Genomic DNA, 12,203 nt, shown 5'->3' on the forward strand with positions numbered 1-12,203 from the left:
CTACTGGATGGGGCTGGCGAAGCGCTCGTTTCAGGTGGGGTGAGCGGCTGCGACTCGCGGCCGGCCGGTCGCACGCGGTCCCTACCGCGGCGGGCGGGGCTGGCAGCGGGGTCCTGCCGCGTCCTCGGGCCGCAGTGCCGACACTGCTCAGCGGCTCAGCAGCATCTCCGCGCCGCGCGTGTTGATCACCCGCTGCGGCGGGATGCCGCATTCCTCGGCCCGCGCGCAGCCGTAGGACTGCCAGGCGAGCTGGCCGGGGGCGTGCGCGTCGGAATCGATGGCGAACTCGCACCCCAGCTCGAACGCGCGCCGCAGCAGCGCCCGCGGCGGATCCAGCCGCTCGGGACGCGAGTTGATCTCGACCGCGACGCCGTGCTCCCGGCAGGCCGCGAACACCTCGTCGGCGTCGAACTCGGACGGCGGGCGGCTCGACCGCAACCGCCCGGTGCAGTGCCCGAGCACGTCGACCCGCGGGTTCGCCACCGCCGCCAGCATCCGCCGGGTCATCGCCGCCGAATCCATCCGCAGCTTGGAATGCACGCTGGCCACCACGAAGTCGAGCCCGGCCAGCACCTCGGGGTCCTGGTCCAGCGAGCCGTCGTCGAGGATGTCCACCTCGATGCCGGTCAGCACGCGGAACGGCCGCATCGCCGCGTTGAGCTCGGCGACCAGTTCGAGCTGGTGGTGCAGGCGCTCGGTGCTGAGCCCCCGCGCGACGGTCAGCCGCGGTGAGTGATCGGTCAGCACCATCCACTCGTGCCCGAGTTCCCGCGCCGTGGCGGCCATTTCCTCGATCGGGCTGCCGCCGTCGGACCAGTCGGAGTGGGTGTGGCAGTCACCGCGCAACGCCGCGCGCAACGGCCCGGCCGGCTCCGCGCCTTCGTCCCGCAGCCGGGTCAGGTAGTCCGGTGTCGCGCCCCGCTCGGCCTGCTCGATCACGCGCGCGGTGGTCTTGCCGATGCCCGCCAGGTCGGTCAGCCGCCCGGCCGCGGCGCGGTCGGCGAGGTCGTCGTGCGAGTCCGCGACCTGCGCCGCCCGCCGGAACGCCCGCACCCGGTAGGTCGGTTCGCCCGCGCGTTCCAACCAGAACGCGATCTCCCGCAAAGCCCGCGCAGAGTCCATGCAGCGTTGGTAACCCCGCGCGCGTCGGCGCGCACGTCCGGGCGTCACCGCAGCGAGCCCGACCACCGGTCCAATTCGGCCTGGGCAGCGGAGAGCTGTTGCGGCGAAGGGGACTCCGGACCGTTGGCGACGAGCGCGTAGTGCATCGTGCCGGGTTCGCCCGCAACGTCGAGCACGAGTCTTGAGTCCCTTGTGGAGGAAATCGCTTTTCCTGGCTCGTAATTCGGGATCCCGTGCACGCTGCCGATGTCGGAGACGACCGTGGTGTTGGTATCGCCGAAGGTTTCCGGCAAGTGCAGCTCGGTGGGCGCGTCCGATGCGCCTTCGCGCCACGCGAGGACTCCGTACTGGCCTTCACCGACGAGTTCCCGCACGGCGGGCATGTCGGCGGGAATCTCGTTCCACGTCAACGTCTTGTCGCCGTCGCGGGATCGGTCCTCGTAGGTGAACGCCGCGGTCTCGCCGTCGACCGCGCGGGGATACAACCGGTCCAGCACGCGCGGGTCCGCGCGCAGCCGGAGCTTTCCGGTCTCGTCGCGGCTCACCACGGAATGGTCCTCGCCGTTCCAGGCGTCACCTTCGGTCTCGACCTTGTCCGGGTTGCCGTTCATCGGCTCGTGGTGCCGATCGTGGTAGATGTCCCACTGCCACTGGGTTCCGGACAGCACCGAGCCCGAGTGCGCCGCGCCGCGCCACCAGTCCGCGCCGGACAACCGGGAATCCATGGCCTGGTACAGGCCCTTCAGCACGGTCGGATACTTGTCCGCCGTGGACCCGCCGAGCGGATGCCCGAACTCGGAGACGAAGCCGGTCGTGCCGAGTTCGGCCGCACGATCGCGGATCTGGGCGAAATCGGCGACGTTCTCACCGTCCTTCGCCTTGCCGTAGAGCCCGGACTGCGCGAGCGCGTGGTAGAAGTGCGCGTTGAACACGAAGCGGTCGCCGAGGTGCTCCAGCTCGGGGAAGCCGCCCGGTTCCCGCACGAACGGCACGTTGTTGTTCCAGAACACCGTGGGTTCGACGTAAGCGGGCTTGTCCCGCCAGCCCGCCCTGTCCATGATGGACCGGAACCGTTCGAAGAACGGCCAGAGCTCGGCACGTTCCCAGCTCGCACCGTCCTGGCCCTCGTCGTAGTCGCCCGCCGACGGTTCGTTGAACGGGTCGAAGCCGATCATCCGCTGGAACTGCGCCGGAGTGAGATGCTCGGCGAAGTAGCCGAGCGCGGCCTCGGCCTGCGCCAGGAAGGCGTCCTGGATGCCGACCTCACCGGCCGCGGTCGGAATCCGCCGGTTGTTCCAGAAATCGGCCTTCGCCTGCTTGACCGCCTCGTTGTTCATCATGTTCTGTCCCCAGTGGAAGCAGACCCCGCAGTTCTCCGGCGGGTAGTCACCGCCTTCGACCACCCAGCGCGGCGCGCCGTCGCCGGTGTACCAGCTGTCCGGGCGGAACAGGTGCCGCGAGTACAGGTCCTGGTGGTAGTCCGGCAGCACCCAGAATCCGGCGTCGGCGAACGCGGCCATCTGCTCGGTCACGCGCCGCAGGTACTCCCGGTCGATCCGGTCCGGCGCGGGCTGCACCCGCTCCCAGGAAAGCAGGAACCGCACGGTGTTCGCACCGGTGGATTCCCGCATCGCGGCGGCGGATTCGCGGGCTTCGGCGGTCGTGGCGAACGGCAGGTTGCCGTTCTCGCCCAGCTTCACCTCGCCGGAGACGTTGAAGCCGCGCAACACCACCTCCCGGCCGTGACCGTCCCGATAGGACACTCCGGCGCCGGAACCGGCGAGGTCGAGCGAGCGGCTCGCCGCATCGTCGAACCAGGGCTCGCTCGCCGCCGCCGCGGGCTCGGCGGGGACCAGGGACAGCGGGACGAGCAGCAGGGCGAGCCCGGCGCCGAAGAAGCGGATCATGGACGACAAGCTACGAACCCGAGCACGACCCGGACAACAGCAAACGTGAACGGCGTTTACGTTTCACTCGTTCGGCGCAGTGCCGCAACCGTTCATCATCGCGCCGCACCGATTGACCTCGACCTCGGTCGAAGTAGCAACCTCCGGTAGCGGAAAGGCACGCCACGGGGACGGGATCGGGAGCCGGGATGACGCTGCGAGGCCGGATCGGAGTCACGTTGAGCTTCGGGGATTGGCGGGAATCGCTGGCAGCGGCGCCCGAATTGGAACAACTGGGCTATGCCGCGATCTGGATATCCGGTGGCCGGCTCGACGACTTGAGCCGCGTCGCCGCGACCTTGCGGGCCACACGGCACGTGCCCGTCGGGACGGGGATCATTCCGGTCGACGTGTTCTCCTCGGATTCCGTGGCCACGGCCTACACCGAGATCGAGGCGGATCACCCGGGCCGATTCCTCGTCGGTCTCGGCGGGGCGCACGGGCCGAACCCTCGGCAGACGTTGAGCGATTACCTGAACCGCATCGAACCGGCCGTGCCCGCCGACAGATGTCTCCTGGCAGCACTCGGACCCCGGATGCTCACGCTCGCCGGTGAGCGCACCGCCGGCGCTTTCCCGCTGCTGGCCACACCGGAATACACCGCCCGGGCACGTGCACGCTTGGGGCCGCAACCGACCCTGGTGGTGCAGCATCCAGTGGTCGTCGATACCGATGCTGCCCGCGCGCGTGCGGCGGGACGTTGGCTGCTCGACCAATTGGCCGGAGTCACCGGTTATCGGGCGCATTTCCACCGGATGGGGTTCACCGAGGAGGACGGAACGGGATCGGATCGGATCGTGGACGCGTTGGTGAGCTGGGGCGACCCCGACAGCATCGCCGTACGGGTGGGACAACACCTCGACGCCGGGGCCGATCAGGTCGCGGTGACCGTGCTTGCGACCGAGGCGGACGGACGCGCGCCGCTCAGGCAATGGCGCCGGCTCGCCGAGGTCCTGATCAGCCCCGAGCTCCGCTGACGTCCGGGCTCAGCACCGCGGTCACCGCGCTGAGCGCGATCACCGCGGCCAGGACGCCGAAAGATCCGATTGCCAGCGCGAACGTTTCTCCGGACGTGGCACCGACAAGCGCGCTGAGTCCGGTCTTGACGCCCGCGAAGGCCAGCAGCACCGATAACGCGACCTGCGGTCGAGTCGCCCGCGCGACCGCACGATCGACCAAGCCGAACACCCGAGGTGCGCCGAGCAGCGCCAGCAGGCTCGCAGCGAACGCGGCGGGCTGTTGCGCACCTGGAACCGTGGCTGCGCTGCAGGCGAACAGGACTCCGGTAGCCGCGGCACCGAACAGCAATCCGTTGCGCACCGGTGCGGGGACGGCTGGGAACGGTGGACGCTCGCGGCGGTGCGCCCACCAGCCGCCCGCCCCGACGAGCGCGGCACCCAAGATCACCGCGGCCGCTCGCCCGGCCACGCCCGGCCCGGTGAACGACAGCACCGAGCGCGCGAGCAATGCGGCGCCGACGGCGACCGTTGCGGCATGGGGTACGACCACCGCCCTGGACAGCGCGGCCAGTGCGATCACCAGGTCCAGGCACACCGACCAGCCGACCACCCAGCCGAGGGCGAACTCCGCGCTCTGTCCCGCTCCCCCGCTCATCGCGAAGACCAGCGCGAGGGCGACCGCGCACAACACGTGCCCGGAGAACCACCGCGCGCCGCGCGGTCCCGGTCCGATCAGGACATCGCCGGCGAATGCGAGCAGTGCGAGTGCGGACAGCGCGACCCGCAGTGGAATGGCCGGATCCATCGTCGCCTCCGGGAGCTCCCGCCGATTCGGCCGCGCGGGCGGCGCGGTCGTGCCGGAACCCAGCATCCGGTTGTAATCCCGTGGGAGAGCCGAGTCCAGCCACCCGGCGGTGATCCAGCCGATCGGCCTAGGACGGCTCCCGCCGACGACACCCGGACCGTCCACAGTAGAGCAGTCGCACCCGGGGCGACCGGCGTCGCGTGCACCGGCGCGCGAACCGAAACCGCGCCGGACGGTCTTCCGGATACTGTATGCTGCCGATGATCTGTCCCTGACCTGCCGGAACGCCGGGCGTTCCGGAGCGCGGAGCCGTCATGTCCGAGCCCTCCACATCCGCCGCGAACTCCGGGCGCCAGGTGGCGCGACCGGTGCCGCTGCGCGAGACCGTGTACGAGGCGATCCTGGAGATGATCGTCACCGGCGAGCTCGAACCGGGCAGGCACCTGGTGGAGAAGGAACTCGCCGAACTGCTCGGGGTGTCCCGCCAGCCGGTCCGGGAAGCGCTGCAATCGCTGCAGAAGGAGGAGTGGGTCGACCTGCGGCCGGGCTACGGCGCGTTCGTGCACTCCCCCACCGACGAGGAGGCCGACCAGTTGCTGAGCGTGCGCACCCTGCTGGAAGCCGAGTCCGCGAAGCTGGCAGCCGCCAACCGCACCGCGGACGGCGTGGCCGCGCTGCGGGAGATCCACGACGAGGGCGTGCGCGCGCTGGACTCCGACGACATCGACACCGTCGTCGCCACCAACGCCCGGCTGCACGCCCGGATCACGCAGCTTTCCGAGAACCGCGTGCTGCAAGAACTCGCCGGCCAGGTCGCTCGCCGAGTGCGCTGGTACCACACTCCGGTCGCGCGCTCGCGGGGTGAGCAGTCCTGGCAGGAGCACGCCGCGCTGATCGACGCGATCGAGCGGGGCGACGGCAAACGCGCGGAGCGGTTGATGCGCGAGCACACCGAGCACACCCGCCTGACCTACCTCGGCCACGGCGAGCAGGACGGAACTCCCAAGCGGCGGCGCAAGAAGTCCTGATCGGCGCGCGGCTCCACCGGGCGCGCGAACTCCTGCGCGCGGCAAGCGGAACGCGCGCTGACTGCATTGTGGAGCCGTTTGTCCGAATTGACTGTTTTCGGGTTTCGTTGCTGCACAACGGGTTCTGCCGCACCCAGGGTCTCGCCGTCGCGCGACCGATCCAGCTTTTCCGTTCACTGAGCGGAAATCCGCGCTGCGCCAATGTGGATCTTGCGCTCGCCGGGGGCCGGGACACCGCCATCGAGGGGTAATGCCCGGGCCGGCTCTGGACAGCATGCGGACTCAGGAGTACTGCTACCTCATACGGTATGCAGTATGGAGCTGCGCTTACGAGTCCGCGTGCCGACCGGCTCCGCACCGCAGGGCGCGCGGGGAGGAGAACAGCGATGGCCGACTCCGCTTCCAACCCTCCGTTACCCGACGAGCACCGCACGATCTCCGGCGGCCACCTGGTCGCCAAAGCACTGCGCGCCGAAGGCGTGGACACCGTTTTCACCCTGTGCGGCGGGCACATCATCGACATCTACGACGGCTGCGCCGACGAAGGCATCGACGTCCTGGACGTGCGCCACGAGCAGGTGGCCGCACACGCCGCTGACGGCTACGCCCGGATCACCGGACGCCCCGGCTGCGCCGTGGTCACCGCGGGCCCCGGCACCACCGACGCGGTGACCGGCGTGGCGAACGCGTTCCGCGCGGAGAGCCCGATGCTGCTGATCGGCGGCCAAGGCGCGCTTTCGCAGCACAAGATGGGCTCGCTGCAGGACCTCCCGCACGTGGACATGATGTCGCCGATCACCAAGTTCGCCGCGACCGTGCCGCGCACCGAACGGGCCGCCGACATGGTCTCGATGGCGTTCCGCGAGTCGCACCACGGCGCCCCCGGACCGTCGTTCCTGGAGATCCCCCGCGACGTGCTCGACGCCAGCGTGCCGGTCGAGTCCGCCCGGGTGCCGGCCCGCTACCGCGCCTCCACCCGCTCGGCAGGAGACCCGGAATCGATCGAGCGGCTGGCGGATCTGCTGGCACACGCGGAAAAACCGTGCATCCTGCTGGGCAACCAGGTCTGGACCTGCCGGGCCACCGACTCGGCGGTGGAGCTGGTGCGGTCGCTGGACGTGCCCGCGTTCATGAACGGCGCCGGCCGCGGCACCCTCGCCCCGGACGACCCGCTGCACTTCCAGCTCGCCCGCAGGCACGCCTTCGCCAACGCGGACCTGATCGTCATCGTCGGCACCCCGTTCGACTTCCGGATGGGTTACGGACGGCGGTTGTCGCAGCAGGCGACCGTCGTGCAGATCGACCTGGATTACCGGACGGTGGGCCGCAACCGGGACGTCGACCTGGGCATCGTCGGCGATGCGGATGCGGTGCTGTCCGCCGTCGCGCAAGCCGCCACCGGCCGCATCGACAACGGCAGCAGCGCGCGCAAGGAATGGTTGCGCGAGCTGCGCGAAGTCGAGCAGGCCGCCTACGACAAGCGGTTGCCGCGCCAGCTGTCCACCGCATCCCCCATCGATCCGTACCGGCTGGTGCACGAGATCAACGAATTCCTCACCGCGGACTCGATCTACATCGGCGACGGTGGCGACATCGTCACCTTCTCCGGGCAGGTGGTCCAGCCCAAGTCGCCGGGGCACTGGATGGACCCGGGCCCGCTCGGCACGCTCGGCGTCGGGGTGCCGTTCGCGATGGCCGCCAAGCACGCCCGCCCGGACAAGGAAGTGGTGTGCTTGTTCGGGGACGGCGCGTTCAGCCTCACCGGATGGGATTTCGAGACGATGGTGCGGTTCGGGCTGCCGTTCGTCGGCATCATCGGAAACAACTCGTCCATGAACCAGATCCGCTACGGGCAGGCGCAGAAGTACGGGGCCGAACGGGATCGGATCGGCAACACGCTCGGCGACGTGCCCTTCAGCGAGTTCGCGAGAATGCTCGGCGGACACGGCGAAGAGGTCCGCGAGCCGGACCAGATCGGCCCCGCGCTGCGGCGCGCCCGCGACTCCGGCAAGCCGTCGCTGATCAACGTGTGGATCGACCCGGACGTCTACGCGCCGGGAACGATGAACCAGACGATGTACAAGTAGCGGCTGCCTGCGCAGGGGGCGCGCCGATCGCGCAGCGCGCCGAGCCGCCGGGGTTCCGCGAGCGGAACCGCTGCGCAGCAGCCGCCGAACGCGCTATTCAGTCCGTTGTGGATTCCATCGTCCCTGCGCGGAAGGGAATTCGAGCATGAGCACCGCACTGGAAGGTGTCCGGGTGCTGGACATGACCCACGTCCAATCCGGACCTTCGGCGACCCAGATCCTGGCCTGGCTGGGTGCCGAAGTCGTCAAGCTGGAGTCGCCGACCGGCGACATCACCCGAACGCAGCTGCGCGACGTCCCGGACGCCGACAGCCTCTACTTCACGATGCTGAACTGCAACAAGCGCAGCATCACGCTGAACATGAAAAGCATCCGGGGCAAAGAGATCTTCTCCGATCTGGTGCGCGGCTGCGACGTGCTGGTGGAGAACTTCGGCCCCGGCACGGTGGACCGGATGGGGTTCGACTGGGACCGGCTGCGCGGCCTGAACCCGCAACTGATCTACGCCTCGATCAAGGGCTTCGGAGACGGCCCCTACACCCACTTCAAAGCCTACGAGGTCGTGGCGCAGGCGATGGGCGGATCGATGTCCACCACCGGGTTCGAGGACGGGCCGCCGACCGCGACCGGTGCGCAGATCGGTGACTCCGGTACCGGTATCCACACCGTCGCGGGCATTCTCGCCGCGCTGCTGCAACGCCAGCGCACCGGGCAGGGCCAGCGGGTTTCGGTGGCGATGCAGCACGCCGTGCTCAACCTGTGCCGGGTGAAGCTGCGCGATCAGCAGCGGCTCGCGCACGGCCCGCTGCGCGAGTACCCGAACGAGCAGTTCGGCACCGAGGTACCTCGCTCCGGCAACGCTTCCGGCGGCGGGCAGCCCGGCTCCGCGCTGCGGTGCGACCCCGGCGGCCCGAACGACTACGTGTACGTCATCGTCCAGCCCGCGGGCTGGGCGCCGATAGCGGAGCTGATCGGACGTCCGGAGCTGGCCGCGGATCCGGACTGGTCCACACCGGAAGCCCGGCTGTCCAAGTTGGACAAGATTTTCGGCCTGATCGAGGAGTGGACCAGGCAGCACGGCAAGTGGGAAGTGCTGGCGCGGCTGACCGAGCGGGGCATCCCGTGCGGTCCGATCCTGTCCACCCGCGAACTGGTCGAGGACGCTTCGCTGGCCGACAACGGCATGATCGTCACCGTCGAACACCCGGAGCGCGGCCCGTTCCGCACCGTCGGCTGCCCGATCAAGCTGTCCGACTCGCCCGCCGACGTCACCAGATCGCCGCTGCTGGGCGAGCACAACGAGCAGGTCTACCGGGAATTGGGCGTTGGCGCGGAAGAACTCGCCGAGTTGAAGACGGACGGAGTGATCTGATGGGCCACGACGAGCAGACCGTGCGGCGAGTCCTGGACGCCGCGCTCGGAGAAGGGCGCAGCGCACTGACCGCGCCGGAGGGCAGAGCGCTGTGCGGGGCCTACGGCATCCCGACCGCCGCCGAAGCCGTGGCCGACTCCGCCGAAGAGGCGGTGGCGCTGGCGGCGGAACTCGGCGGCCCGGTAGCGCTGAAGATCGTCTCGCCGGACATCCTGCACAAGACGGACGCAGGTTGCGTGCTCACCGGTGTGCGGGGTGCTGCGCAGGTTCGCGAGGGTTATGCGCGGATTCTGGCCAATGCGCGGGAACACGATGCCGACGCGGAAATCGACGGCGTTCAGGTGCAGCAGATGCTCACCGGCGGGCACGAAGTGATCGTGGGCGCGACCACCGATCCCACGTTCGGCAAGGTCGTCGCCTTCGGACTCGGCGGCGTGCTCGTCGAGGCGCTCAGAGACGTGACGTTCCGGATGGCCCCGCTGGAGAAGTTCGAAGCGCGCGGAATGCTCGACGACATCGCCGCGGCCGATGTGCTGCGCGGAGCTCGGGGCGCGGAAGTGGCCGACGCCGATGCGCTCGCCGGCGTCGTGCAAGCGCTGTCCGAACTGGTCACCGATTTTCCGGAGATCAGCGAGTTCGACCTCAACCCGGTGTTCGCCTCGGCAGGCGGCGCGGTGGCGGCCGACGTCCGGGTGCTGCTCGATCCGGACGGCACCGCGCAGCCGCACCGCCATTCCCGGCAGGACATCCTGCACGCGATGAACCGGCTGATGCGGCCGCGCAGCGTCGCCGTCATCGGTGCGTCCAATGAGGACGGCAAAATCGGCAACTCGGTGATGCGCAACCTCACGGCCGGTGGCTACGGCGGCGAGATCCTGCCGGTGAACCCGAAGGCCGACGAAGTGCTCGGGCGCAAGGCATACCGCAGCGTGCAGGACGTTCCCGGCGAGGTGGACGTCGCGGTGTTCACCGTTCCCGCGAAGTTCGTCCCCGCCGCGCTGGAGGAATGCGGCGCCAAGGGCGTGGCCGCGGCCGTGCTGATCCCGTCCGGGTTCGCCGAGACCGGCAACGCCGAATTGCAGGACGAGGTCGTCGAGATCGCGCGCAAGCACGGGATCCGGCTGCTCGGCCCGAACATCTACGGCTACTACTACACCCCGCACGACCTGTGCGCGACGTTCTGCACGCCTTACGACGTGCGCGGCGGCGTCGCGCTGACGTCGCAGAGCGGTGGGATCGGGATGGCCATCCTCGGGTTCAGCCGCACCACCAGGACCGGGGTGTCGGCCATCGTCGGGCTCGGCAACAAGTCCGATGTGGACGAGGACGACCTGCTCACGTTCTTCGAGCAGGACGACAACACCAAGTGCGTGGCCATGCACCTGGAAGACCTCAAGGACGGCCGCGCGTTCGTGGAGGCTGCGCGCCGCATCACGGCGAAGAAGCCGGTGGTGGTGCTCAAAGCGGGCCGGACCGCGCTCGGCGCACGAGCGGCCGGCTCGCACACCGGCGCGCTCGCGGGCGATGACAAGGTCTACGACGACATCCTCCGGCAGTCGGGAGTCGTCCGTGCTCCCGGCCTCAACGACATGCTCGAATACGCCCGCGGTCTGCCGGTGCTTCCGACGCCGAAGGGCGAGAACGTCGTGATCATCACCGGCGCGGGCGGTTCGGGAGTGCTGCTCTCGGACGCGTGCGTGGCCAACGGGCTGCGACTGATGGACATACCGTCCGATTTGGACGAGCAGTTCCGGCACTACATCCCGCCTTTCGGCGCGGCGGGCAACCCGATCGACATCACCGGCGGCGAGCCGCCGAGCACCTACGAGGACACGATCCGGCTCGGGTTGCGGGATCCGCGGGTGCACGCGCTGATCCTCGGCTACTGGCACACCATCGTCACGCCGCCGATGGTCTTCGCCGAACTCACCGCCCGCGTGGTGGCCGAGGCCCGCGAACAGGGCATCGACAAACCGGTGGTCGCCTCGCTGGCCGGTGACACCGAAGTGGAGCAGGCCGCCGAGCACCTCTTCGACCACGGGATCGCCGCTTTCCCTTACACGACGGAGAAACCGGTGGCGGTGCTGGGAGCCAAGTACCGGTGGGCGCGCTCCGCCGGGCTGCTCGGCTGAGGCCCGGTAGGAACTCTGAGCTGACAAGGAGGCGACCCGGAATGGAAGCCGACAAATCCGCGTCGTACGGCGAAGCGGAACAGGAGCCCGACTTAGCGCCCTCGGCGCGTGCCCGGCCCGGGGTGTGGCGGGCCGGGAAGCTGGAGGCGATGCCGATCCGGCCGCTGCCGGACGCACCGCCGTCGATCCACCTGCTCGGACCCACCGTGTTCCTGGTGGCACTGGGCGTCGGCATGGGCGAGTCCTACATGTGGCCGCGCCTGGTGCTGGTGTTCGGCCCGGAGATCCGCTGGCTGTTCCTGATCGGCGTCACCTTGCAGGCCGTGGTGATGCTGGAGATGGCGCGGTGGGCGATGGCCACCGGCGAAAGCATCTTCACCGGAGCAGCCCGGTTGGCGAAACCGCTGATGTGGTTCTTCTTCGTCACCGCGATCGCCGTCTACATCTGGCCGGGGCACCTCTCGGCCGGTGCCGCGGCACTGGAGAAGATCACCGGGCTGCCGTGGGTGGTTTCGGCCTGTGCCGGGCTGATCCTGGTGGGCGTGGTGTTCAGCCTGGCGAAGGTGATCTATTCGCTGCTGGAGAACGTGCTCAGCGTCCTCATCGGACTGCTGGTGGTCGGCACCACCGTGGTGGCCGCGATGGCGGGCAACCTCAGCGACCTGTCCAGCACGCTGACCGGGATGCTGCACTTCGGCTACTTCCCGCCGGAGGCGATGTCGGCGACCTGGTTCCCCATCGTGGTCGGCTCC

9 protein-coding genes are annotated in these 12,203 nt (G+C 69.5%); 6 read left to right on the forward strand and 3 right to left on the reverse strand.

Going from position 1 to position 12,203, the window contains the following annotated elements; genetic code table 11:
• Window positions 1-147: 147 nt before the first annotated feature.
• A complete protein-coding gene (locus tag IJH84_RS06065; RefSeq protein ID WP_295141330.1) occupies window positions 148-1,122 on the reverse strand; it encodes a PHP domain-containing protein in 975 nt (324 codons plus the stop codon).
• A 44-nt stretch (window positions 1,123-1,166) separates the two neighbouring features.
• Window positions 1,167-3,029 carry a cellulase family glycosylhydrolase gene (locus tag IJH84_RS06070; protein WP_295141332.1) on the reverse strand — a complete coding sequence of 621 codons (1,863 nt, stop codon included), beginning with the start codon at window positions 3,027-3,029 and terminating at the stop codon, window positions 1,167-1,169.
• Window positions 3,030-3,217: 188 nt separating this feature from the next.
• Between IJH84_RS06070 and IJH84_RS06075 the strand changes: the two genes are divergently transcribed.
• Window positions 3,218-4,045, forward strand: coding sequence for a TIGR03620 family F420-dependent LLM class oxidoreductase (locus tag IJH84_RS06075; RefSeq protein WP_200070655.1), 828 nt, complete (start codon window positions 3,218-3,220; stop codon window positions 4,043-4,045).
• On the opposite strand, the gene IJH84_RS06080 is transcribed toward IJH84_RS06075, so the two are convergent.
• Complete coding sequence (locus IJH84_RS06080) at window positions 4,026-4,997, reverse strand: hypothetical protein (protein WP_295141335.1); 972 nt, start codon at window positions 4,995-4,997, stop codon at window positions 4,026-4,028. The two genes, IJH84_RS06075 and IJH84_RS06080, sit on opposite strands and share 20 nt — an antisense overlap.
• Before the next feature lie 149 nt (window positions 4,998-5,146).
• Between IJH84_RS06080 and IJH84_RS06085 the strand changes: the two genes are divergently transcribed.
• The 5 genes from IJH84_RS06085 to IJH84_RS06105 form a co-directional block, all read left to right on the forward strand.
• Window positions 5,147-5,860, forward strand: a complete 714-nt coding sequence (locus IJH84_RS06085; RefSeq protein WP_200070657.1) for a GntR family transcriptional regulator — start codon at window positions 5,147-5,149, stop codon at window positions 5,858-5,860.
• Window positions 5,861-6,246: 386 nt separating this feature from the next.
• Entirely contained in the window at window positions 6,247-7,947 is a 1,701-nt protein-coding gene (locus tag IJH84_RS06090; RefSeq protein WP_295141337.1) for a thiamine pyrophosphate-binding protein, read from the forward strand.
• Between the two features lie 145 nt (window positions 7,948-8,092).
• Window positions 8,093-9,319, forward strand: coding sequence for a formyl-CoA transferase (gene frc / locus IJH84_RS06095; protein WP_295141342.1), 1,227 nt, complete (start codon window positions 8,093-8,095; stop codon window positions 9,317-9,319).
• On the forward strand, window positions 9,319-11,451 hold the full coding sequence (locus tag IJH84_RS06100) for an acetate--CoA ligase family protein (RefSeq protein ID WP_295141343.1): 2,133 nt from the start codon (window positions 9,319-9,321) through the stop codon (window positions 11,449-11,451). The genes frc and IJH84_RS06100 overlap by 1 nt, the downstream gene beginning before the upstream one ends.
• 41 nt (window positions 11,452-11,492) lie before the next feature.
• Window positions 11,493-12,203 (forward strand): Nramp family divalent metal transporter (locus tag IJH84_RS06105; RefSeq protein ID WP_295141346.1); only part of this gene is annotated, 711 nt, incomplete at its 3' end.

Source organism: Saccharopolyspora sp. (assembly GCF_017434145.1).
GTDB classification, from domain to species: Bacteria; Actinomycetota; Actinomycetes; order Mycobacteriales; family Pseudonocardiaceae; genus Saccharopolyspora_C; species Saccharopolyspora_C galaxeae.